Below are 23,205 nucleotides of genomic sequence, written 5' to 3'. Positions count from 1 at the left end.
GTCAACCGCCCGATGGGGCGTGCGCATTCCGCGCGGGGCTCAGTCCGCCTTCTTCACGACGCTGGACTTGAGGAGGATCTCGCCGAAGGGAGCCACCTTGGCCTCGAGGTCGTGCCCGTCACCGCGGTCGGGGATGATCCGGATGCTGCGGACCTTCGTCCCGATCTTGAGCACGCCGCCGCCGGATCCCTTGACCTTCAGGCCCCGGACCACGGTGACCCTGTCGCCGTCGACGAGGACGTTGCCGACGGCGTCCTTGGTCACCGGCTCAGCCGCGTCCGGGCCCGGCACCGGCGCATTGTCGGGCGACCACTCGTGGCCGCACATCGGGCAGGTGAGGAGAGCGCCGGACGCGTAGGTGAACTCGCTCGCGCACTCGGGGCACGCCGGCAGCTGGTCGCTCATGGGTCCGGACTCTAGCCTGAGGTCATGGCCCTGAGGATGGACAACATCGGCATCGTCGTCGAGGACCTCGCCGCGACGGTGGAGTTCTTCCGTGAGCTCGGTCTCGAGCTGGAGGGCGAAGGGGAGGTCGCCGGCGAGTGGGCCGGTCGCGTCACCGGTCTGGGCGACCAACGCGTCGAGATCGCGATGATGCGCACACCGGACGGCCATGGTCGCCTCGAGCTCAGCCGCTTCGTCGAGCCGGCCGTCATCGCCGATCACCGCACCGCGCCGGTCAACGCGCTGGGCTACCTGCGGGTGATGTTCGCGGTGGACGACCTCGACGCGACGTTGGAGCGGTTGCGGGCCAAGGGCGCCGAGCTCGTGGGAGAGGTCGAGCGGTACGAGGACACCTACCGGCTCTGCTACATCCGTGGTCCCGAGGGCATCCTCATCGGCCTGGCCGAGGAGCTCGGCTGACCCGTCCGGGCCCGGCTCCCTCAGGCCAGGAGGTTCCCGCTCAGGTGGACCTCCACGTCGTGGGCGTGCGCGAGGTCGACGAGCCGCGGAGCGATGTCGGCGAAGGACTGCGGTGACAGCGGGAGCGTGAGGTCGCGCAGGGCGCTGCGACCGTCGACGAGCTCGAGCTCGATGGACCGCCGCCCGTCACGCATGCCGAGCCCGGTGCCGGCCGTGCGGTCGAGGCCGCCCTGGACCGCGGCTCGCAGGCGGTACCCGGAGTCGAGCCGGGCGAGCGCGTTGGTGCGGCGAGCTCCCGGCAGATGGCTCCCGAGGGTGAGCGAGGAGATCTCGTCCCAGTCGATGTGGGGCTGGCCGACGCTGACCATCCCGTCGAGGACGACGAGCCCGTCCAGACCGCGGTCGTCGACGACGACCAGGGCGTCGGCCTGCCGGGACTGCCGCAGGACCTTGGTGAGCACCTCGACGGCACTGACCACCGTCGCGAGGGCCAGCAGGAAGAAGAAGATCCCGAACCCGCAGCCGACGATCTTGCCGGCGAGGTCCAGCTGCTCGAGGGAGCCGATGACCATCCAGACCCCGAGGGCGCCCAGGGCGATCATCAGGAGCGTGGCGAGGCCGAAGCCCACGAGCTGCCGGCTGGCGCGACCCGGGTCGTACCGCAGGCTCAGCCGCTCACCGCTCCACGTGCTCACGGGTCGAGCGTAGGGCCGCGACCTGCACTAGCGTGACGGGACTGATCCTCGGCAACGGCGCCGGGGCCGACCTGGAGGCAGTCATGGCGAACCGGACGTACAACATCAGCGAGATCGTCGGCACCTCGCCCGACGGGGTGGACGCGGCCGTGAGGAACGCGATCTCCGAGGCATCGCAGACGCTGCGCAACCTCGACTGGTTCGAGGTGCAGTCCGTCCGCGGTCACGTGCAGGGCGACCAGGTCGCCGACTGGCAGGTGACGATCAAGCTGGGCTTCCGGCACGAAGGGTGAGCGGGGGCTGCCACGGGGCCGAGGCGACCGTCGCGGAGGTCCTGGAGCGCGGGCAGACGGACCCGGCGGCGGCGCACGTCTTCACGCGCACGTATGCCGCGGATGCCCTGGCCGCGGCTCGCGCGGCGGACGCCGCCGCCCCGGGGCCCGAGCGGCCCCTGGCCGGCCTGCCGGTCACGATCAAGGACCTCTTCGACGTCGCTGGCGAGACCACGCTGTCCGGCACGTCCGTGCGCCGGGGGCTGCCCGCCGCCGAGGCCGATGCCGTCGTCGTGGCGCGCCTGCGCCGGTCCGGCGCAGCGATCACCGGACGGACCAACATGGTCGAGTACGCCTTCGGCGGGGTGGGCCTGAACCCGCACCTGGGCACCCCGCGCAACCCCGCGGACCCCGACGTGGCGCGCGTCCCGGGCGGCTCGTCGTCCGGGGCCGCGGTGTCGGTTGGGCTGGGGCTGGCGGTCGCTGCCGTGGGCTCGGACACCGCCGGGTCGGTGCGGATCCCCGCAGCCCTGTGCGGACTGGTGGGGTTCAAGCCCACCCAGCGGCGGGTGCCCCTGACCGGGGCGGTCGAGCTGTCCCGCTCGCTGGACTCGGTCGGGCCGATCGCCCACTCGGTCGCCGACTGCCTCACCCTGGACGCGGTCCTGGCCGACGACCCGCTCGACGTGGCCGCGCGTCCGTTGTCGGGCATGCGGCTCGCGGCTGCCACGACGCTCGTCCTCGACGACCTCGAGCCGGCGGTCGCCACGGCCTACGAGCGGGCCCTGCGGATCCTCGCCGATGCGGGGGCGAGTGTGGAAGAGGTGCCGCTGCCGCAGCTCGGCCGGATCGCGGAGCTCAACCAACCGGCCGGCCTGTCACCGATCGAGTGCTACGCCGCGCACGGCGAGCTGGTCCGCTCCCGTCACGACGAGGTCGACCCCCGCGTCTGGCAGCGGATGGCGCCGGGGCACGGGATCAGCGCGGCCGACTACCTCGCCATCCAGGACCGCCGCGCGCGGTGGATCGCCGAGACCGAGAGGGCGCTCGCTCCCTTCGACGCCGTGCTGTGCCCGACGGTGCCGATCGTGGCGCCGGCGATCGCCGAGCTGGAGGCCTCCGACGAGGCCTACTTCGCCGCGAACCGGCTGCTCCTGCGCAACCCCTTCGCCGTCAGCTGGCTCGACGGCTGCGCCTTCTCGCTGCCCTGCCACGCGGCCGGAGAGCTGCCGGTCGGCCTCATGGTCGCGGGGCCCCGCGGCACCGATGCCCGCGTCGCGGAGGTGGCGCTGGCGGCCGAGGCGGTGCTGGCCGCGCGCTGAGCGGGTGCGGGTCAGACGTTGAAGCGGAACGATCAGGCGGGGTTTCGGTGCTCGTTGGCCATCGCCGACTGATGCTGGTAAATGCCGTCTGACCTGCGGAAACGCGATCTCGGGACCGTTGGACGTTGTCGGCGATGATCGGTCTCCGCCGGACTTCTTGCGGACTATTTGCGGACCGCTGGCCCTCAGCCATCGCCGTCCAGGTCGAGGATCTCGTTGGCGACCTCGGACGGGAAAAGCGTCGACCAGATGATCTCGCCCGAGCCAGGGTCCATCTCGGCCAGGGGCGACGGTTCGGGCTGCCAGTCTTCTGGTGCAACTCCAGGGACGCAGTCGAGGAGCAGCGCGAACATCTGCGGGTCCGGCACTCCCTCGGCAATGATCGCGAGGTAGGCCTCGTGCCCGTTCTCTGCCCGGACGAGGGCCTTGATCCGATGGTTTCGGAACTCGGCGACGGCGAGATGGCCACTCTTCAGCGACATCGCGACGAGCCGGATGACCATGCTCTTCATCTCGCGCCGCCACGCAACCGCTTGCTCTGCAGCGAGGCGCTTCCAGTCCCAATCGGCCGGGAGCAGGTGATCCGAGGAGACCGTCTTCCCCGTCGTGCACTCTCGCTGGAGCGTGGCGTAGAAGTCGCGCTGGGCGCTGTCCGCTTGGCGCCGGCCAGCGGCGCCGATCCACCAGGCCCCTCGGCTCAGGCGCACCCAGTCCGGGAGATCAGTGCCGCGGAGCTCGGTCACGGCAGCGCGATGGTCGCTGGTCTTGACCTTGAACCAGACGCGGTCGGTGAGCGCGACGACGCGCTCCGCGCCGCCGGCGTCCCGCTGTTCAGGGACAGCCTGAGCGCTCGCGATGACCGGCTGATCGATCTCTTCCAAGCGAACCCCGAGGTCTGGCAGTTCAACCCCAAGATCACCGAGGCAGCGCTTCGTTGGGCGCACGCCGACCGGTTCCGAGACCATGTGGTGAATCTAGCGGCCAGGTCCGACGGTCCAGCGGAAGGCGATGCGTCGGTTACTTCGGCATGCCACCGAGGTCGTCGAGCTCTTCGCCGCTGAGGCCGGTCATGAGCGACACAGCAGCGGCGTCGGTGCCGTTGAGCTGGCCGAGCGCGACCTTGATCCCGGCATTGATCTCATCGCGGTGGGCGTCGATGTACTCGCGCACGGCAGAGTCAACGATGTCCTTCTTCGAACGGGACATGAAGTGAGCTGCGTGCGACACGAGCTCGTCAGTGGCGGCGTCGACCTTGATCGGCGCAGTAGCGGTAGCCATAGCGCTGCCCTCCTTCTCGGGTACCAAAGTACCAGCGCCTACCGCGCCGGGCAATATTGAGCCCATTTGCAGGGGCTGGCGGATAGCTGGCCTCCGCCGGCACCAACTGGCTACCCCCAGAAGATCGGGTCGCCGCTGGTCTCGATGTGGTCGAGGAGCGCCTGGACGTTCTTGGTCGGACGCTTGCGCTTGTACTCGTGGAACTTCAGGTTGCGATCGCGCCAGTAGATCGCCCATTGGCCAGTCGACTTCGTGTAGCGCAACCGCGCGATCGGGAACCGGGTGTGCTCGCCGACGCCGTCCCACGGTGGCCTGACCTCGACGATGTCGACGTGTCGGTCGGAGACGTCGGCCTCGACCTTCAGCTCATCCCGCAGGTGCTCGGGCACGCGCTCCCGCGCCCACAGCCGGATGCGGTGAAGGTCAGTCTCTGGAAGTGCCATGACACCAGTCCATAGCGCATAACCTACGAGGCATCATGAACCTCGGGGACGACGCCAACCGCCTTGCCGCGGAGGCGCGTGCCCGCGTGTTGATCGACCGACAGCTCACCGACGCGGGCTGGTCTGCGCAGGACAGCAGGTCGCTCAACCTGTTCGCGGCCCAAGGCGTCGCGCGCCGCGAGGCAACGATGGCGACGGGGCACGGTCGAGCCGACTACCTGCTCTACGTCGACCAGAGGGTCGTCGGTGTGATCGAGGCCAAGCCTGAGGGCACTCCCCTGTCGGGTGTCGAGTGGCAGTCCGCGATGTACGCCGAAGGTCTGCCAGCCGATGTCAGGTTGGCGGCCCAGACCAAGGACGGCCGGCTCCCGTTCGTCTTCGAGGCCAGTGGCACCGAGACCCACCTCACCAACGGCTTCGACCCCGAGCCGCGGGCTCGCCGGATATTCAACTTCCCCAAGGCGGCCACCCTCGCCAAGACCCTGCGAGGGAAGGACGAGGAACACCCCACATGGCGAGGCAAGGTCACCGCCATGCCACCGCTGGACACCGCTCCCCTGCGGCGGGCACGCAGCGGTCGCCACCGACCCGGCGTTCCGGGCGGTCCTCGCCGCACGCGGTTACACCCTGAACGCTGAGACCGGGGAGATCGAGCAGCTCGCGCCGTACGTCGGTGCCTTCAGCGCCCGGACCAGTCAGATCCACCGCAACATCGACCGGTACGAAGCCCACTGGCGGCGCGAGCATCCCGGCGAGGAGCCGGGGCCGCGGCTGCGTGAGGCATGGGACCGGCGAGCGTGGGCCGAGGCCCGGCCGGACAAGGTCGTCCCCACCGACGGCGCTGACCTGGTCGCGCGGTGGAACTCCGAGCTACGCGCCCTGGGCTACCGCGACCCTGCTGCCCCCGCCGTGCTGGAGGCAACGCGGGTCGGCTGGATCGACCGGGACAGGGCTGCGGAATGGGTGATCTCCCAGCTCGGGGCCAAGCGGTCGGCGTGGAACGCCGCCGACCTCCGGGGCAAGGTCGAGGTCCTGCTGGCCCAGACCAATCTGGTCGCGGAGCCCGCCGCGCGGATCGAGCTCGCCGAGGACGTGACCGCCCGCGCCGCCGCTCGCTGTGTTCGGCTGCTCGCCTCACCCGACGTGCCTGGGCACGTCCGGTCGCTGACCTCGCAGCACGTGGAGATGGTGGAGGCGGACCTCGTCCACCGCCTCGCCCGCCGCGCCAAGCAGCCCGCCAGCCGGGTCCGGCTGCAAGGACGAGGGTTAGTGCGGATCGACCCCACCCAGGCCGCCGTCGTCGGCGCTCTGGCGGGTGACGGCCAGCTGGTGGTCGTCGAGGGCGCGGCCGGTGCAGGCAAGACCACAGCGTTGAGGTCGGCGCAGGCTCTGCTGGCACGGCAGGGGCATCGGCTGCTGGTGGTGACGCCGACGTTGAAGGCGGCTCAGGTCGCCGCCGCGGAGACCGGCGCCGACGGACACTCGGCCGCTTGGCTGATCCACCAGCACGGCTGGCGCTGGGACGCTGACGGGCACTGGGCACGCCGACCCGACGTCACACCCGACCCGGCCGCCCGACTGCGACCAGGGGACCTGCTGCTGGTCGACGAGGCGGGGATGCTGGACCAGGACGCCGCTCGCGGGCTCCTGACGATCGCCGACGAGGCCGGCGCGCGGGTCGCCCTCGTCGGCGACCGCCACCAGCTCCCAGCGGTCGGACGCGGCGGCGTCATGGACCACGCCCTCGCGTGGGCCCACCCCACCGCCGTCGTGTCGTTGGAGAAGGTGCACCGGTTCACCGACCCCGGCTACGCCGCACTCTCCCTGCGTATGCGCACCGGCGACGACGCGGCCGCCGTCTTCGAGGATCTGCGCCGCCGAGGTTCGATGGTGATCCATCCCAGCGAGGCCGAACGTACCGCCGCCCTCGCCGAGGCGGGCGCGGGCGGCGACCTCGTCCTCGCCGACACCCGCGAGCACGTGGCCAGCCTCAACGCCGCGATCCGCGACCAGCGACGCGCCAACACCACCCCAGGGGACTCGACCGTTGCGATCGTGACGGCCAGGGGCGAACGGATCGGGCTCGGGGACCGCGTCGCCACCCGCCGCAACGACCCCGACGTCGGGGTCGCGAACCGCCAGACCTGGGTCGTGGCCGGCACTTGCGAGGACGGCAGCCTGATCCTTCACGGCCACGGGCGCGATCGGGAGGTCCCAGCGGAATACGCCACCCGATTCGTCGAGCTCGCCTACGCCACCACCGTCCACGGAGCCCAGGGCGAGACCGTCGAGGCCGCCCACGTCGCCCTCGGCGAGACCACCGGCGCCGCGGCGGCGTACGTCGCCATGACCCGCGGCTGCCACAGCAACACCGCCCACCTCGTCGCCGAGTCCCTCGAGGACGCACGGAAGCAGTGGGTCGACGTCTTCAGCCGCGACCGCGCGGACCTCGACCCCACGCACGCCCGACAACTCGCCATCGACGCGATCGACCGGTACGGCGCGGCCACCGTGCGGCCTCCAATGCCACGACTCCCGGTCCCGGAGTACCGGCCGCCCATCTCACGGCCCTCCGGAATCGGCCTCTGAGAAGCGGGTGTAGCCAACGACTTAGGGAACGCCGTTGACCTGCACGAACGCAGCGTTCCCCCTCGCGTTCCCCTCCGTTGTTACCGCATTCCGGTAACGCCCCTCGCCCACGCTGATCGGCGTGAATCAACACCTTCACAAGTCCGCGGGGAAACGACTTAGGGATACCTGTTGACCTGCGGAAACACAGGTCCCCTGGCAGGTATCCCCCTCAGGTTCCCCCGATTCCGGGGAACCTGCCGCCCCATGCTGATCAACACGTACAGGTCGTTCGCGACGACAACCAGCGAGGAGCACCCGATGAGTCCTTGAACTTTCGGACGGGCGCCGCCTGACCTGCGAAAACGCCACCTCACGGGGGCGCCCGTCCCGAGGACGGGCGGGGCCAGGACGGGCGCGAATTGGTGCCCCCAGCGCGCACCGTAGGGCGCGTACCTCGACGACAGACACCCACCCATCACGAACGGCGACGAACGACGCCGGGAACCCAGCCACAAGGAGGCCGCCATGACCACACAACCCAACGCCCCACGACCCCGGCAGAACCCCGGCGACGACATGCTCACCCTCCAGGAGGCCTGCCGCTACCTCCGCGTGCCCGAGGGGACGCTGCGCTACTGGCGCCACCTCGGCGCCGGACCCCGCAGCTTCAAGGTCGGCCGCCACGTCCGCTACTGGCGCGCCGACCTCATCCTCTGGCTCACCGAGCAGACCAACCGTCCCCAGAACCGCAGCTGACCCTGCCCCACCGTCGGATCTCAGAGAGACGATGGAGCGATCCTGGAAGGAGCATCACCATGGCGGGAAACATCGCCAAGCGAGCCAACGGCAGGTGGCGGGAGCGGTACCGCGACGACGCCGGTAACGAACGCGCGAGGCACTTCGACCGCAAGATCGACGCCCAGCAGTGGCTGGACCAGGTCACCTCCGCGGTGGTCACTGGCACGTACGCCGATCCCAAGGCCGGACGGATCACGTTCGCGGCGTTCTTCGGCGAGTGGTCGGCCCGCCAGGTCTGGGCCCCCGGCACCGTGCTCGCGATGTCGCTGGCGGCCAGATCGGTGCCCTTCGCGGGGAAGTCGATGAAGCAAGTCCGGCGCTCGGACGTCGAGACCTGGATCAAGCAGATGAACGCCGCCGGGCTCGCCCCCGGCACGATCAAGACGCGGTACGTCAACGTCAGGTCGGTGTTCCGCGCCGCCGTGAAGGACAGGGTGATCGGCTCCGACCCGACCGACGGAGTACGCCTCCCCCGCGGCCGACGCGCGGAAGTCGCCATGTCGATCCCCGCTCCGGAGGAGGTGGGGCAGCTCATGACCGTGGCTGACGAACGGTTCCAGCCGTTCATCGGCCTCTGCGCCTTCGCCGGCCTGCGACTGGGCGAGGCCGCCGGGGTCCAGCTCGGGGACGTCGACTTCCTCCGCAGGTCGCTCAAGGTGTCCCGCCAAGTACAGCGGGTCAACGGCGGAGCGATCGACGTGCGGCCGCCGAAGTACGGATCAGAGCGCGTCGTCTACCTCGCCGACAGTCTCATCAACGTGCTCGCCGAGCACGTCACCGCTCATGGCACCACCGGCAAGGAGCGGTGGCTCTTCGCCGGGGAGGGCGACGACCCACCGCACCAGAACACCGTCGGCTACTGGTGGCGCAAGACGCTGCGCAACGCCAGCCTGTCCGGCATCAAGCTCCACGACCTGCGGCACTTCTACGCCTCCGGTCTCATCGCGGCCGGCTGCGACGTCGTGACCGTCCAGCGCTCGCTCGGCCACGCGAAGGCGACGACGACCCTCAACACCTACGCCCACCTCTGGCCGACCGCCGAGGACCGCACACGTAAGGCCGCGGAGTCGATCATGGCCTCGTCGCTCGGCGGGACGGTCGTGACACTCGCTGACGCTTCCAGGCCGGGTGAGCAAGCGAGATCTCGGATTGCACCTGCATTTCGCCGAGCTTCCCCGAGCAAACAGGCGGTGCGCCACAGCGCAGATTGACCGCGCGTCCGCGGCAGCGAATCCAGTCGTCCTAGTTACTCGGCCGCTCCGGTCGCACCCCGGGTCCTGCTGGTGCCAACGTGGGTACGCCGGCAACAAGGGACTTCTTGGCATGAACCGACCTACTCTTCGTGGTGCTGGCCTTCCGCCAACGCCCCCGCCTCGATGTCGGCTGTAGTCTGCGCCGCCGGCTCGGTGTCCGCTCCGCCGGTTGCTATCGAGCCTTCGCCGGACTCTGCTGCCTGCGTCCGAGCGCGATCCATCATCTCGATGACCGGCCATGTCACCAGCCGCAGACAGAACCACCACATGTAGAGCGCCGAGTAGCTCCACGCCGAGTTGTCATCGAGAAGGCCGTGCGCGACGTCGTTGCGCAGGTTCGGACCACCTTGGACGACCAGCATCGCCTTCATCTCCATGACCATCCCTGTACCAAAGATTTCCTCGGTCTCGGTCATGTCGAGAAGCGCGTTCAAGCTCTTCTCACTCTCCACGCCGTGCTCATCGACGAACAGCGTGTGCACGTCGTTCCGCCTCAACATGACCCGCACGACCTGCTCCAACTGCGGGACCAGAACAGAGACCGCAGCGCCGTAGTTGCCGCCCAAGCCGAGCGCCAGCCCGTCGCCCCACAACGTCTCGTGCCCCTCGGGCACCGTCGGCGACTCCACGCACAGCGACACCATGTACTGCCGGCTGAACCGGTGCTCAGTAGTCAGGACCTCTTGCGCAGGCTGGATGATGCCCTTTCCGAGCAATTGGGAGTGAAAGAACACCGTGCGGACCATCTCGGCCCACACCGCGTCCTCATCGGCCTGACCAGAAGACCCCGGCCTCGATGCGATCTTCCGGAAGTCAGAGGAAAACGTAGAGGATCCGAAGATGTGGCTGATGGTGCCCTCCAGCATCTTCGCGGCGTTTTCGCGCGTAGGTGCTTCGTCTAGCGGCGGTGCGAGCGTCGCGAATGCAGCGAGCGCGTCGAACTTGTCCGCGTGACCCGAGACCTGCGACCGTGCGTAGGACACGGCGTCAGTCAGATCGACCGGGTCCGACTGGATACGCATCATCTGCTCCATCGACGACTCCCGGCTCTCACGCAGCCGAGTGCGGAGGTCGTCGATGAGCTCGTCGAGTGCGTTCTCGAGCCGGTAGGAGCGCGGGATGTTTCGGAGGACTGCGATGGCCTTCTCCAGGAAATGGCCCTCGACCAGCGCGCCCGCATTCGGGTCCGTCTGAATGCGGGAATCGGCTTCTGCGACGTATGTCCGCGCAACGCGCTCGGTCGCCGCGTTCGCCGCCGCCGCGTCCGAACCACCAAGCCATGCGAGCGCCTCACGCTCGAGGTGGCGTGACAGGCGTGGCGTTACCGACGACGCCTCTGCCGCGAGCGCGAACAGCGCTTCGCGCACCTCAGCGCGCCCGGCCGCGTCGACACGACCGTGCTGGCGCAAGGTTTCCGCGAACCCCACTGTTCTGAAGTTGTCCGTCACCTGGCCGGCCAAGACCTGAGCCTTCAGCGCGTCCGACATGTCCTGCACCCGGGCCTGGCCGTCCGGGCCGCGCCGCGCTGCAAGCGCGAAGGCCCGAACCCACGCGTCCTTCCCCACGCTGAACCACACATCGCCCGTCAGCGGCGCGGCCCGGTAGGCGTCGATGGCTCGGTCCAACATCGCGATGTCCGACCGGTCCCCGTAGACCCAGGCGACATCAGCGACCCGGGCCCGCAGATCATCACGTTCGACCAGCGGAGCGATACGCGCCAGCAACGCCACCTGGTCGGCGTCCAAGTCCGCCGGTACCACCGTCCGCTTGCCACCGAACTGCATCGCGGGCGTGAACGGCTCCAACCAGTCCTCAGCGTTCAACATCGCCGACGACACCATCGCCAACACCTGCAGCACTAGTTCGTGAAGCCCCGTGACAGCCGGATCGGCAGCCGCCCGCTCGAGATGCGTTGACAACAGCTCTGGCGGCTCATAGGGGTCGTCAAGCGACGCCGCTGCCAGCACGTCCTCCCACCACGACGGGTCGATCGCGTCGCTCACTGGATCCATGTGCGCTCCTCCGCCTCCGCTTCTCTGCACCAAGCCCGCAGTCCCGAGTACACAAAGTCTACATGCGGGTATGCTGTTGGTGTGAATGGTGCTGCTTCTGACTTCCTGAACGTGCGTGAGACAGCCAGGCGACTGGCCGTGCACGAGAACACCGTGCGGGCGTACGCCAAGCGGGGATTGCTCCCGGATGCGCGGGTGCCGGGGACGTCGTTTTACAGGTTCCGTGCGAACGACGTGGAGCGCCTCAAAGCGCAGCGTGGAGCGCCCGCCGTGAGTCTTGCTGCCGAACGACGAACCGCCAGTCCCGAATATGCGACTGCAAGCCAGCTCGCGCTGTGGCCCCAGACCAACGCTCGCGAAGCTCAGGATCGGCTTCCAGAGTTGGTGCGTAGGCTGTTGTTCGAGACCCCCGGAGCTGGCCAGATCTCAATTCGGACAGGCGATGGGGTTGCCCTGGCCGGCAAGGACGGGGTAGCGACCCTCGAGGGGCAGACGCGATTGCTGCCGGCCGGACAGATCTGGTTCGAGTTCGGCACCGACAAGGACTCCAAGCGCAAAGCCACCAAGGACTACGACGGACGAAAGGGCGAGGCATCGCGAGATGTCACCTTCGTCTTCGTGACAGTCCGTCGATGGCAAGGCAAGGACTCGTGGGCCGCCGAGCGACGAGCCGAGAATCTCTTCAAGGATGTCCTCGTCCTCGATGCGGATGACCTCGAAGCTTGGCTGCAGGTTGCGCCTGCCGCACACCTGTGGATCTCGGAAACTCTCGGGCTTCGACCCCGGGACGCGCTGACTCTCGAGACATGGTGGGACCGCTTCTCCGCCGCGACCGAACCGACTCTTCCGCTGAAGCTCTTCATCGCCGGGCGGGCTAAGGAGGCGCAGCGACTGCGCTCCCTGCTTGGTGACGAGCCGAGGATTACATCGATCCAGACCGAGTGGGTCGCCGACGCCTTGGGGTTTCTGCACGCGTGCCTTACGCCCGACGACGACAATTCGACTGAGCCCGGCGCCGTCACAATCGTCCGGTCGGCGGGCGTCTGGGATCGAATGGTGGCACTCCCAGGGCCCGGGGTCTTGGTGCCCGACTTTGACAATGCAGACGTAGCCCGCGCCCTCGCTAGCGGGAGGCATGTCGTCTCTATCGTCGATAGCGGCTCTGCCGTGCGCCGCAGCGTCGACATTCGCCTGCCGAGGGTTGGCCGAAACGAGGCGGCCGAGGCCTTCCGAGCAGGCGACGTCGAGTGGCGCCACGCCGATCGCCTCGCGGTACTTGCTCGTCGGAGCATGCCCGCATTGGCGCGGCGCCTTTCGCGCTCACCTCGCGTGCAGCAGCCCACGTGGTCTCGGCCACCGCTGGCCGACACGCTCGCCGCACTGATGCTGGCCAGTCGTTGGACCGATCTACCGGAGGACCTGAACGTCCTGAGCGAGCTGGCCACTATCCCCTTGGTCGACCTACGGCGCGCTATCGCCGACGCCAGTCGCGGATCCGATCCGGCGATCCGGAACGTGAGGAATGTCTTTGTATTCACCTCCTTGGAGGAGGCGTTCCTCGAGTTTGGCAACCGGGTGTCATCAGATCTGGCATCGCGGTGGGCAGAGATCGCAACCAGCGTTCTCCTGGACCCAAATCCCTATGAAGGCCTCAATTCACACGAGCGGATCGCCGCTCAAATGAAGGGACAGCGCCGAACCTATTCTCCTGCCCTGCGGCGCGGCATCGCCGACAGCCTCGCCCTGGCAGGAGCGATCGAATCAGTCCCCGGTGGCACCAATCACGCTTCTTCAGTGGCCGAACGGGTTGTGCGCGACGTTCTGCGTCAGGTCAGTGCCGGCTCCAAGGGTCACACTTGGGGAGCGATCGCCGACGTGCTTCCGCTTCTTGCCGAGGCCGCTCCAGACACCTTCCTTTCGGCGCTGGAGGATGACCTTGCAACCAGCGAGCCGACCGTCGGCCGCATGTTCCAGGTCATTGACGATCCGCTGGCACTGGGGCCGTCGGGTCAACAGCATCACCTGTTGTGGGCCTTGGAAGTGCTCTGCTGGTCGCCAGACCACCTCGTTCGCGCAACACAGATCCTGACCGAACTCTGCCGCTACGACTTGCCGAAGAACTCGGGCAACAATCCCCTCGCAAGCATGTCGACCGTCCTTTGCGGATGGACTCGGAACACTGGCGCAGATCTTGCGACCCGACTCCAAGCGCTCGATGCCTGCCGGATCGTGAGCGAGACGACAGGTTGGGCTTTACTCAAGGCGCTGTGGCCCGACAGCAACGCCTGGGTCTCGCCGCCCAATGAGCCGCGCTATCAACTCTGGAGGCCCCCCAGCGACCGGATGCCGAACAGCGAATGGTTCGCTTTCGCGACGAGTCTGGTCGACCGAGCACTCGCATGGGTCACGGCAGATCGCACCGCCCTGCCGTGGCTTGTGGAAGCGTTGTCCACGGTGGGCCCGGACGACGCGAATCGGATCATCGAGTTCCTCGAGGACGAAGCATCGCGCGGCGACTTGGATGAAGACGTTCGACTTGCCCTGTTCGAACAGGTCCGAGAGACATCAACGCGGCACGAGCGTTTCCAGGACGCGGACTGGGCGATGCCGGCGGAGCGACGCGCCCGCTTACACAAACTGGCCGAATTGCTCCAACCTGCTGATGACCTACGCCGGTTTGCATATCTCTTCAGTTGGCGCCCCGACCTGTCGGGTGCAGACCTGAGCGACTACGAGCACTACCGGACAGCGCTGGAAGCCAAACGGCGCGAAGCACTTGACGTTCTGTTTGCCCGCTCCGACGCATGGGAACAGCTCGGCGCAGTAGCGGCCCGTGCTGAGGCTCCGACGCAGGTCGGTTGGGCTCTGTCAACATGCGAGCCGATTGATGCTCTCGACACCATGATGGAATGGCTGGCATCGGATAGCACAGCGCTCCAGGAAGCCGCGGCAACGTGGGTCCGTAGCCGCCTCGCCGTCGATGGACCAGCGGATCTCAGGCGAGCACTCGAACGGGGCGACGTGCAGAGCGAGGCCCTGAAAAGGTTCGTGCTCAACGTCCCGACGGAGAGCCGGTTCTGGGAGATTCTCCGCGAGTTCCCAGATGCTGAAGAGCTCTTCTGGTCCGAGGCACCTTTCGAGGTGGTTCCCCATGAGGATCTCACTAGTGCTATCGAGTTGCTCCTTGAGCGAGCACGAGCTTGGTCGGCGATTGCGGTCGCGAGCCACGGCATCTTCAACCCGACAGCAGACCAGAAGAAGCATCTCCCGAGCGCAACGCTGGTCGTATCCGTCTTGCGCGCGGCGATCACTCAGGACCCGGGTCGGGCGGGGGTATCACAGATGACCGGCCACTACGTGGGGACATTGCTGGACTACCTAGCCGCAGCCGACGTGTCGGTTGCCGACCTGGCATCTCTGGAGTTCGGCTATTTCAGGCTCCTCGAGCACAACCGCGAGCCACGTGCCCTTAACCGTGCTCTCACCTCCGACCCTGCCTTGTTCGTTGATCTCGTTCAACGCACGTTCCGGGGTGCAAACGAGCCTCGCCGTCAGAGCAAGAGCGCGGATCCGCTAACCGAACACGCTTGGTGGGTCCTTCGCGGTTGGCGCGGCTTCCCGGGACGACAGGAGGACGGCACACTCGATCAAGCTGCGATGCAGGAGTGGGTCAAGCAGGCTCGTCTGCAACTATCCGACCTCGACCGAGCGGACATCGGTGACGAATTGATTGGCCAGACCTTTGCTCAGGCGCCGGTCGACGCCGATGGTATCTGGCCACCAGTTCCAGTTCGAGATCTCATCGAGTCGATCGGGAGTCGCAACCTGGAGAACGGCGCAATCACCGGCCGACTGAACAGCCGCGGTGTCACCTGGCGCGGAGTCTACGACGGCGGCAGCCAGGAGCGAACGCTGGCTGAGCAGTACAAGCAATGGAGTCTGGAGGTCCAGGTGCATTGGCCCCGAACGGCACGGATCCTGCGCGCCATTGCAGAGTCCTACGAACGGGACGCCGTCCGTGAGGACGAACGAGCCCAACTGGACCAAGATCTGGACTGACACCGCTGGCAGCCCTGGCGATGAGCGCCATGGCCGTCGCGATGTCATCGCCAATTTCAGGCAGCGCCCGCGTCTGAGGTCCGCTTCTGCCGTGAACGATCCCGGACCTGCGCCACACCGCCTCACGAGTCACCTCACGGGCGGGTCATTGGCAACACTCGGGGTCCGGAGGGGCCCTCCGAACTGCCGGATCGAGCCCGTCACACTAGATTTCTTGCGGACTCTGTGCGGACTGGGAGGGGTCACACTCCCTCTGACCTGCGGTTTTGCGTGGATTCACACGTTGAAGCGGAACTCCACGACGTCACCATCGACCATGACGTAGTCCTTGCCCTCCATGCGCACCTTGCCGGCGGCCTTGGCCTCGGCCATGGACCCGAGCCGGTCGAGGTCCTCGAAGGAGACGACCTCGGCCTTGATGAACCCGCGCTCGAAGTCGGTGTGGATGACACCGGCCGCCTTGGGGGCGGTGTCGCCGCGGTGGATCGTCCACGCGCGCGACTCCTTGGGGCCAGCGGTGAGGTAGGTCTGCAGGCCGAGCGTGTTGAAGCCCTTGCGCGCCAGCTGGTCCAGACCCGGCTCGTCGATGCCGACGCTCTCGAGGAGCTCACGCGCGTCCTCGTCGTCGAGCTCGGCGACCTCGGACTCGAGCTTGGCGTTGAGGAAGATCGCCTCGGCCGGCTCGACGAGCGCCTGCATCTGCGCCTGCAGCTCGGTGTCGGTCAGCTGGTCCTCGTCGACGTTGAAGACGTAGAGGAAGGGCTTGGTCGTGAGGAGACCGAGCTGGGAGGCGATCTTCATGTCGACCCCGGCGGCGGCCCCCTTCGCGAAGAGCGTGTCGCCCGCCTCGAGCACCTCGCGGGCGGCGAGCGCGGTGTCGAGGACGTCCTTGTCGGTCTTCTTGCCCTTGACCTCCTTCTCGATCCGCGGGATCGCGGACTCGAGGGTCTGGAGGTCGGCGAGGACGAGCTCGGTGTTGATCGTCTCCATGTCGGAGGCCGGGTCGATCTTGCCGTCCACGTGGGTCACGTCGTCGTCGACGAAGGCGCGCACCACCTGGCAGATCGCGTCCGACTCGCGGATGTTGGCGAGGAACTTGTTGCCGAGGCCCTCCCCTTCGCTCGCGCCACGGACGATGCCGGCGATGTCGACGAAGGAGACCGTCGCGGGGAGGATCTTCTCGCTCCCGTGGATCTCGGCGAGCCGCTTCAGGCGCGCGTCCGGCAGCGGGACGACGCCGACGTTCGGCTCGATGGTCGCGAAGGGGTAGTTCGCGGCGAGGACGTTGTTCTTCGTCAGGGCGTTGAACATCGTCGACTTGCCGACGTTGGGGAGACCGACGATTCCGATGGAGAGTGCCACGGGGACAGGAGTCTAACCGCGCGAAGGGGGATCCCCCGCCTCGCCCGTCCCCGCGGCCACCCAGCGGTGGAGCACGACCCGCAGGACGCACCAGATCGCGACGAAGAGGAGGAGCAGGCCGACCAGCCGCGGCCACGACCCGCCGGAGGTCGCGAGGACGGGCACGTAGATCAGGACGCAGACCACGGGGATCGCCGCGAGGAGCAGCACGAAGTCCTTGGCGGTCTCCCGCCCCCACATGGACCAGAACGGCATGCGCGTGGTCCGCCGCGGCAGCTGCACGTCCTCCAGCGGGTCGCTCACGCGTCCTCCGGCGGGATGGAGTTCTCGAGGTAGGCGGTGGCGTCGACGGCGCCCATGGCGACCTCCGCGACCATGGCCGCGGTGTACGGGGCCACCCGCTCGGCGACGGTCTGCGCGTCGGCCCAGTGGACCGCCTTGATCTCGCGTGCCTGGAGCCGGGCCCCGGCGAGGACCTCCTCCGGGACGTGGCCGAGGTCGAAGAGGCACAGCAGAGCGTCGTCCCAGCCGCGGTAGGGCGGCAGCCAGTTGACGGCGAGCAGTCCCCGGACGGTGACGTCGAGGCCGAGCTCCTCCCTGACCTCGCGCACGACGCAGTGGGCCGGCGACTCCCCCGGGTCGACGATGCCGCCGGGCAGGTCCCAGTCCTGCTTGTAGACCAGCTCGCACAGGGCGATGCGACCGCCGTCCGTGCGCAGGACCCCTTGGGCGATGAGGCGCTTCTTGGGCAGGCGGGCGTTGAGGACCGAGTTGAAGGCGAGGCGCCCGGCCTCGGTCCCGAGGTCGGGACGAGCCGTCGAGGCCTTGACCTGTTCCTCGGTGGGCTCGTCGCGCGTCATGGCCCCGAGGCTACCCGCGCTACTCCCCCAGACGGCCGTCGATGCGCTCACGCAGCAGGTCCGCGTGGCCGAGGTGCCGGGCGTACTCCTCGATCATGTGCCCGAGCAGGGAGCGCAGGTTCCACTGCCACCCGCTGTGGTCGACGAAGGCCCGACCGCCTCGCCCCACTCACCGTCCATGTTGCCCGGACCGCGGAAGAGGGTGGCGACGTCCTCCCCTTCGACGCACTGGCGGAACCACCCGCGCTCGACGCGCGCCATGTGGCGGACGAGCCCGAGGAGGGAGATCGTCGACGGCTCCACCGCGCGCTCGGCGAGCTGCTCTGGGCCCAGCCCGGCGCACTTGGCCTCGAGCGTCTCGCGCTGCCGCCGCAGGAAACCGGTGAGCATCGTGCGCTCGTCGCCCGCGAGGTCCTGGGGCGAGCGGGGGTCGCGTCCGCTCGCGTCGACGAGTCCTTCGGCGCGCTGGGTGTCGCTCATGGCTCCACGATCCTGCGGCGCCTGCCGGTGGTCAACGGGTCGGCACCGTTGTCGGTGGTCGACGAGAGGATCAGTCATGGGGTCGTCGACACGGACGAAGGGGGATGACGTGGCAGTCGTCGAGACAGATCCGATGGACGCGAGGGGCGCAAGGTCCGCAGGAGGTGGGGAGGGGCCACCGGGGGCGATCGCCGCGGTGATCTCAGGCGTGGCCCGGGCCCACGCGGGTGCCCGCACCGCGGCACCGGGCATGGACGACCGGGACCTCGAGGCGGCACTCCGGAGCGCCGAGGCGGCACGCCGCACCATCGATGCCCTCGAGCTCACGCTCGTGGCGGAGCTCAACCGGCGGGGCGAGGAGCGGGGCCCCGACGGGCTCTTCCGCGAGCTCCGGCTGCCGGCCGACCGGGTCGCCGACATGGCACCGGACGTCCTCGCCCTCGCGGTCGCGGTGGGGCCGACGGAGGCCGGGCGCCGCTGCGAGCTCGTTGCCCGCGCTGCGACCGACCTGGCCGGCATCGTTCCCCTGCTTGCCAGCGGCCAGGTGAGCCGCCGGGCGCTGGAGCAGGTGCACCGGCACACGCAGGACACGAGCGCGGAGACGACGCAGGCGATCGTCGAGCACCTCCTCGGGGCCCGACGAGGCCAGCCCGGCTCCGTCCGGATCTGCGGGATGGAGCCGCACGAGATCGCCAAGACCTGCCGACGGCTGATCAGCCGGCTCGACCCCGACCTCATGCAGGCACGGGCCGAGGCCAACCGGCGGGACCGGCTCGACGTGCGCACCGACCCGGGGCCGGTCGGCACGACGTGCCTGACGGCGACCCTGCCCACTGAGGTGGGGGCCGCGATCAAGGCTGCGGTCGACGCCGCCGGGCGGGTCCGGCGGGAGAGCGACCCGACACTGACCGCCGGGAGCGCGCGAGCCCTCGGTCTCGCGGACCTGGTCCTGCGCGGGGTCGAGGTGGAGGCACAGGTACGCCTGGGGATCCCCGTCATCGCCTCCGCCGTGTCCCGCCTGACCTTCGCTCCGCCGCAGGGGTGCTGCGGAGGCACGACGGAGAGGGTGCGCCTCGTCACCGGGTCGGGCCCGGACGCGGTCGAGGTCCTCGCCGAGGAGTGGATAGCGGACGTCACCACCCAGGTCCGGCTCGACGACTCGGACCAGTCTCCGTGGATCTCCGGCACGACCATCCCGGGTGTCGGGTTCGTCCCGCCGGACGTCGTCGCCGCCATCGTCGGGCGCCTGGACACCCGGGTGGGCAGAGCGCTCCTGGACGCCCGCACCGGCACCCTCCTCGAGACGTCCACCGACCGGTACGTCGTCCCCAGGGCCCAGCGCGAGTTCGTCGCGACGCGTGACGGCACGTGCCGGATGTGGGGCTGCGGTCGCCCGGTGGAGTCCACGCGACTCGGCTGGCAGGCCGACGTGGACCACGCGCTCCCGTGGCCGCGGGGCGGGACCACGCCCGCCAACCTCTCGGCGCTGTGCCGGCACCACCACCGCGTCAAGCACGCTCCGCGCTGGACCCACCGGCTGCGGGCGGACGGGTCCACCGAGTGGGTCACCCCCGGCGGCACGACCGCCTTCACCTTCCCGGCGCACACCGTGGACACCGTGGACACCGTGGACACTGTGGACGCAGACGACCGGGCCAGGACCTCGTCCCCACCCACGGGGACCAACGAGGCAACCGGGCCGGCGACCCGGAGCGACGACCCGCCACCCTTCTGACCCGCGTTGTCGTCGGCCGCTGGTTGGCTGGGGCCATGGAGATCACGACGCTGCTGACCGGACTGGTGATCGGTGCGCTGGTGGGGGCCCTCGTCGCGCACCTGGCCGCACAGGCTCGGGTGGCGACTGCCCGCGCCGAGCGTGACGGGCTGCGCGAGCGGGTCGACGAGCTCACCTCGGCGCACGAGGACGACTCGCGCACGGCGGCCGCGCTGGCACCGATGGAGGAGGTGCTGCGGCGCGTCTCGCGCAAGGTCGAGGAGCTCGAGCGCGACCGGGTCGACCAGTTCGCCTCCGTCCGTGAGGCGCTCGGCCGGGTCGAGCAGACGACGACGCGCGTCGGGCACGAGGCGTCCTCGCTCGCCTCCTCGCTGCGCGTGTCCTCCGTGCGGGGTGCGTGGGGCGAGGTGCAGCTGCGTCGGGTGCTCGAGGTCTCCGGGATGCTGGCGCGCAGCGACTTCGACGAGCAGGCGAAGGGGGTGACCTCCGCCGGTCGTGACGTGCGGCCCGACGTCGTGGTCCGCCTGCCCGGCGGCAAGCACCTCGTCGTCGACGCGAAGGCCCCCATGTCGCACTGGTTGCAGGCCCAGGCCGAGGACATCGACCCGGGTGAGCGCGAGCGTCTGCTCGAGGGGCACGCGGCCTCACTTCGCGCGCACGTCGACACGCTCTCGGGCAAGGGGTACTGGACCGCCTTCGACCCCTCGCCGGAGATGGTCGTGTGCTTCGTGCCGTCGGACGCGACGCTGGCCGCCGCGCTGGCCCGGGTGCCCGGGCTCCACGAGGAGGCGATGGCGAGCAAGGTCGTGCTCGTCTCACCCAGCACCCTGCTGGCGCTGCTGCGCACCGTCGCCTTCGCCTGGCAGCAGGACACCGTGACGAGCGAGGCCCGCGAGCTGCTGGCGGTCGGCCGGGAGCTCTACGCGCGGCTCGGCAACCTCGGCGAGCACGCGACCCGGATGGGTCGCTCGCTCCAGCGGTCGGTCGAGGACTACAACCGCCTCGTCGGCTCGCTCGAGAGCCGGGTCCTCGTGAGCGCCCGCCGCATGCAGGAGCTCGGGCTGGCGACGGACGCGATCGACGAGGTCCAGCCGGTGACCGTGGCCCCACGGCCGCTCACCGCCCCCGAGCTCCTCGACGCGGTGGCCGTCGAGGACGCACGCCCCGAGCTGGACGTCGACAGCACGCAGGGTCGGTGGGAGGGTGGCCGGACGAGCACCGCGCAGGAGGAGGCCTCATGACGCAGTCACCGCAGGCGCACCCGGACATCCCGCAGTGGGAGCCGCCGGTCGCCGGCACCGACGCCGAGCAGGTCGTCGCCGCCCTCGACCGGCAGCGCGCCACCTTCCGGTGGAAGGCCGACGGCCTCGACGAGACGGGGCTGGCCCACCGGGTCGGCGTCTCCGAGCTCTCGCTCGGCGGCCTGCTCAACCACCTGGCCTTCATCGAGGACCTCGCCTCGACGCACTCGCTGGACGGCACCGAGATCCCCGAGCACTGGGGTGACCCGAGGGAGCCGGACCGGTGGTCGGAGATCTTCGCGCCGAGCGAGCCGGCCGAGGAGCTGTACGCCCGCTATGACGACGCGGTGGCCCGGGCGCGCACCCGCATCGCCCAAGCGGTCACGGCCGGTGGGCTCGACCAGAGGGTCGAGGTCGAGGACCCCGACCGCGGCAGCGCCAACCTGCGCCGCCTCCTGCTCGACCTGCTCGAGGAGTACGGCCGGCACACGGGCCACGCCGACCTGATCCGCGAGTCCGTGGACGGGCGCACGGGCGAGGACCCGCCGGACGACTGGACCTGGCCCCCGGCCTGACGACGGCCGACCCGGACCGTGCGCTCACCCGCCGAGCGCCGCCCCGAGTCCCGGCTCGGCACCGACCGTCTCCCACACGTCCATCGTCCCGAGCAGCGAGGGCGTGGCGAGCGCGACCCCACTCAGCAGGTAGCTGCGGGTCTTCGCGGGGTCCGCTGCAACACTGCGGAACCCGTTGAGCCGCTCCTCGGTGGGCTCGAAGACCAGGCGCTTGCTGTCGCTCGAGATCGGCGTCGTGTAGTCCCAGAAGACGCGCTGGCGCTCCTGCGCGTACCGGTCGAGGAGCTCGACGTCGCCGCCGTCGATCACGGCCCCGAGCGCCTCCGTCAGCGTGAAGGCGTCGAACATGCCGCCGACGAGGCCGAAGCCGCGGGTCGGGTTGGTCACGTGGGCGGCGTCGCCCGCGAGCAGGACCCGTCCGACGCGGTAGGTCTCGGCCGAACGCTGGTGCATCCGGTAGTGCCTCCACAGGAGCATCTCGTGCTCGAAGTCCTCCGCCGGCAGCACGGCCCGGAAGTGCTCGACCATCCGCTGCTCGATCCCCTCCTCGGGCAGGTCGAGGGACTCGGAGAAGGTGTGGCGCCACAGGCCGTCGGTGGTGATCTTGTGGATCACCGCTCCGTGCTCGTGGTCGATGAGGTACCCCGAGACGAAGTGGTCCTCGTACCGACCGCGGCAGTTGGTCGCGACGAAGCGCTCACCCCAGGTCATGCCCGCGAAGTCGAGGCCGAGTCCCCTGCGCACCACGCTGCGGGCACCATCTGCGCCGATGAGCCAGCCGGCGCGCAGGCCGTGGGTCCCGTCGGCGGTCTCGACGTGCACCGTGACGCCGGTGTCGTCCTGCTCGAAGCCCGTGACGACGTGCCCCCAGCGGATCTGCGCGTCGGGCAGCCGCTCCAGGTGGCTCCGCACGACGCCGGCGAGGGCGTCCTGCCCGAGGATGAGGCTGTAGGGGTGACGCACGTCGTCCGCCAGCAGCCCGATGTCCATCGACAACCGCTCGCCGGTGCGGAGCACCTGAGCGCTCGAGTCGTGGTTCAGCCACCCGGTGGCCATGGCGTCGTCGAGGACGCCGAGGCGCTCGAGCCCGGCCAGCACCGCCCAGTGGTAGGTCATGCCCCGGGGTTCGTCCAGGATGTCCTCTGCCGCGTCGAGCATCGTCACGGACACCCCCTGCTGGGCCAGTCCCAGTGCGGTGATGAGCCCGACCGGGCCCGCACCGACGATGATGACGTCGTTGTCGCTCATGCTCATGCCTCCTGCGCGATGCCGCGCTGACGATGGGTTGCCGCATCCTCGCCCGCGCCGCCGATCGACCCGCACTGCTCTTTCCACGCCTCGGAACCGCTCGGAAGCACCCTCTTCGTCCCGGGCGATGATGGCCC

At 69.4% G+C, this 23,205-nt stretch carries 23 protein-coding genes; 11 read left to right on the top strand and 12 right to left on the bottom strand.

What is annotated here, in order from left to right; all coding sequences use genetic code 11:
* Positions 1 to 39 precede the first annotated feature (39 nt).
* On the bottom strand, positions 40 to 405 hold the full coding sequence (locus ABC138_RS06625; RefSeq protein WP_345913083.1) for a zinc ribbon domain-containing protein YjdM: 366 nt from the start codon (positions 403 to 405) through the stop codon (positions 40 to 42).
* Between the two features lie 24 nt (positions 406 to 429).
* On the opposite strand from ABC138_RS06625, the gene ABC138_RS06620 reads away from it, so the two are divergent.
* On the top strand, positions 430 to 864 hold the full coding sequence (locus tag ABC138_RS06620) for a VOC family protein (protein WP_345913082.1): 435 nt from the start codon (positions 430 to 432) through the stop codon (positions 862 to 864).
* A gap of 20 nt (positions 865 to 884) precedes the next feature.
* On the opposite strand, the gene ABC138_RS06615 is transcribed toward ABC138_RS06620, so the two are convergent.
* Positions 885 to 1,559, bottom strand: a complete 675-nt coding sequence (locus ABC138_RS06615) for a hypothetical protein (RefSeq protein WP_068423008.1) — start codon at positions 1,557 to 1,559, stop codon at positions 885 to 887.
* 83 nt (positions 1,560 to 1,642) lie between these two features.
* Here ABC138_RS06615 and ABC138_RS06610 point away from each other — a divergent pair, with 83 nt between their 5' ends.
* Together ABC138_RS06610 and ABC138_RS06605 are read left to right on the top strand one after the other, a co-directional pair.
* Entirely contained in the window at positions 1,643 to 1,852 is a 210-nt protein-coding gene (locus ABC138_RS06610; protein ID WP_068329033.1) for a dodecin, read from the top strand.
* Positions 1,849 to 3,153: an amidase gene (locus ABC138_RS06605; protein ID WP_068423013.1), complete on the top strand. Its 1,305-nt coding sequence runs from the start codon at positions 1,849 to 1,851 to the stop codon at positions 3,151 to 3,153. Before ABC138_RS06610 ends, ABC138_RS06605 begins: the two co-directional genes overlap by 4 nt.
* Positions 3,154 to 3,338: 185 nt before the next feature.
* Here ABC138_RS06605 and ABC138_RS06600 read toward each other — a convergent pair whose 3' ends face one another.
* The 3 genes from ABC138_RS06600 to ABC138_RS06590 form a co-directional block, all read right to left on the bottom strand.
* Positions 3,339 to 4,118, bottom strand: coding sequence for a hypothetical protein (locus ABC138_RS06600; protein ID WP_068423018.1), 780 nt, complete (start codon positions 4,116 to 4,118; stop codon positions 3,339 to 3,341).
* 52 nt (positions 4,119 to 4,170) lie between these two features.
* Complete coding sequence (locus ABC138_RS06595) at positions 4,171 to 4,431, bottom strand: hypothetical protein (RefSeq protein ID WP_068423023.1); 261 nt, start codon at positions 4,429 to 4,431, stop codon at positions 4,171 to 4,173.
* Between the two features lie 110 nt (positions 4,432 to 4,541).
* Complete coding sequence (locus ABC138_RS06590; RefSeq protein ID WP_068423025.1) at positions 4,542 to 4,874, bottom strand: DUF3024 domain-containing protein; 333 nt, start codon at positions 4,872 to 4,874, stop codon at positions 4,542 to 4,544.
* 35 nt (positions 4,875 to 4,909) lie between these two features.
* On the opposite strand from ABC138_RS06590, the gene ABC138_RS06585 reads away from it, so the two are divergent.
* The 4 genes from ABC138_RS06585 to ABC138_RS06570 all read left to right on the top strand — a co-directional run bounded on the left by ABC138_RS06585 (position 4,910) and on the right by ABC138_RS06570 (position 9,454).
* The gene (locus ABC138_RS06585; RefSeq protein WP_245634729.1) at positions 4,910 to 5,512 is read left to right on the top strand and encodes a hypothetical protein; all 603 of its coding nucleotides are present in this window, start codon (positions 4,910 to 4,912) and stop codon (positions 5,510 to 5,512) included.
* Between the two features lie 325 nt (positions 5,513 to 5,837).
* The gene (locus ABC138_RS06580; RefSeq protein ID WP_245634730.1) at positions 5,838 to 7,463 is read left to right on the top strand and encodes an AAA family ATPase; all 1,626 of its coding nucleotides are present in this window, start codon (positions 5,838 to 5,840) and stop codon (positions 7,461 to 7,463) included.
* Positions 7,464 to 7,970: 507 nt separating this feature from the next.
* Positions 7,971 to 8,201, top strand: a complete 231-nt coding sequence (locus ABC138_RS06575; protein WP_068423027.1) for a helix-turn-helix domain-containing protein — start codon at positions 7,971 to 7,973, stop codon at positions 8,199 to 8,201.
* A gap of 59 nt (positions 8,202 to 8,260) precedes the next feature.
* A complete protein-coding gene (locus tag ABC138_RS06570; protein ID WP_245634731.1) occupies positions 8,261 to 9,454 on the top strand; it encodes a site-specific integrase in 1,194 nt (397 codons plus the stop codon).
* A gap of 122 nt (positions 9,455 to 9,576) precedes the next feature.
* Here the strand turns inward: ABC138_RS06570 and ABC138_RS06565 are convergent, their stop codons facing one another.
* Entirely contained in the window at positions 9,577 to 11,508 is a 1,932-nt protein-coding gene (locus ABC138_RS06565) for a DUF4209 domain-containing protein (protein ID WP_068423031.1), read from the bottom strand.
* Here ABC138_RS06565 and ABC138_RS06560 point away from each other — a divergent pair, their 5' ends adjacent.
* Positions 11,509 to 15,567, top strand: a complete 4,059-nt coding sequence (locus tag ABC138_RS06560) for a helix-turn-helix domain-containing protein (RefSeq protein WP_345913081.1) — start codon at positions 11,509 to 11,511, stop codon at positions 15,565 to 15,567.
* 276 nt (positions 15,568 to 15,843) lie between these two features.
* Here the strand turns inward: ABC138_RS06560 and ychF are convergent, their stop codons facing one another.
* The 5 genes from ychF to ABC138_RS06535 are packed head-to-tail and all read right to left on the bottom strand — an operon-like array spanning position 15,844 to position 18,269.
* On the bottom strand, positions 15,844 to 16,929 hold the full coding sequence (ychF, locus tag ABC138_RS06555; protein WP_068325886.1) for a redox-regulated ATPase YchF: 1,086 nt from the start codon (positions 16,927 to 16,929) through the stop codon (positions 15,844 to 15,846).
* 12 nt (positions 16,930 to 16,941) lie between these two features.
* Positions 16,942 to 17,232 carry a hypothetical protein gene (locus ABC138_RS06550; protein WP_068425382.1) on the bottom strand — a complete coding sequence of 97 codons (291 nt, stop codon included), beginning with the start codon at positions 17,230 to 17,232 and terminating at the stop codon, positions 16,942 to 16,944.
* Positions 17,229 to 17,789, bottom strand: a complete 561-nt coding sequence (locus tag ABC138_RS06545) for an NUDIX hydrolase (RefSeq protein ID WP_068425385.1) — start codon at positions 17,787 to 17,789, stop codon at positions 17,229 to 17,231. The genes ABC138_RS06550 and ABC138_RS06545 overlap by 4 nt, the downstream gene beginning before the upstream one ends.
* A 19-nt stretch (positions 17,790 to 17,808) precedes the next feature.
* The gene (locus ABC138_RS06540; protein ID WP_338539277.1) at positions 17,809 to 17,886 is read right to left on the bottom strand and encodes a DUF664 domain-containing protein; all 78 of its coding nucleotides are present in this window, start codon (positions 17,884 to 17,886) and stop codon (positions 17,809 to 17,811) included.
* Positions 17,883 to 18,269, bottom strand: coding sequence for a DUF664 domain-containing protein (locus tag ABC138_RS06535; RefSeq protein WP_345913080.1), 387 nt, complete (start codon positions 18,267 to 18,269; stop codon positions 17,883 to 17,885). Before ABC138_RS06535 ends, ABC138_RS06540 begins: the two co-directional genes overlap by 4 nt.
* A 196-nt stretch (positions 18,270 to 18,465) precedes the next feature.
* Here ABC138_RS06535 and ABC138_RS06530 point away from each other — a divergent pair, with 196 nt between their 5' ends.
* The 3 genes from ABC138_RS06530 to ABC138_RS06520 are packed head-to-tail and all read left to right on the top strand — an operon-like array spanning position 18,466 to position 21,820.
* Positions 18,466 to 20,004 carry a DUF222 domain-containing protein gene (locus ABC138_RS06530; protein ID WP_345913079.1) on the top strand — a complete coding sequence of 513 codons (1,539 nt, stop codon included), beginning with the start codon at positions 18,466 to 18,468 and terminating at the stop codon, positions 20,002 to 20,004.
* A gap of 35 nt (positions 20,005 to 20,039) precedes the next feature.
* The gene (locus ABC138_RS06525) at positions 20,040 to 21,245 is read left to right on the top strand and encodes a DNA recombination protein RmuC (protein ID WP_345913078.1); all 1,206 of its coding nucleotides are present in this window, start codon (positions 20,040 to 20,042) and stop codon (positions 21,243 to 21,245) included.
* Positions 21,242 to 21,820: a DUF664 domain-containing protein gene (locus ABC138_RS06520; RefSeq protein WP_345913077.1), complete on the top strand. Its 579-nt coding sequence runs from the start codon at positions 21,242 to 21,244 to the stop codon at positions 21,818 to 21,820. Before ABC138_RS06525 ends, ABC138_RS06520 begins: the two co-directional genes overlap by 4 nt.
* Before the next feature lie 24 nt (positions 21,821 to 21,844).
* On the opposite strand, the gene ABC138_RS06515 is transcribed toward ABC138_RS06520, so the two are convergent.
* Positions 21,845 to 23,068, bottom strand: a complete 1,224-nt coding sequence (locus ABC138_RS06515) for an FAD-dependent oxidoreductase (protein WP_345913076.1) — start codon at positions 23,066 to 23,068, stop codon at positions 21,845 to 21,847.
* Between the last annotated feature and the right edge of the window lie 137 nt (positions 23,069 to 23,205).

It is taken from the genome of Janibacter sp. LM (assembly GCF_039631275.1).
GTDB classification, from domain to species: Bacteria; Actinomycetota; Actinomycetes; order Actinomycetales; family Dermatophilaceae; genus Janibacter; species Janibacter terrae.
This window is presented reverse-complemented; position numbering and strand designations above follow the sequence as displayed.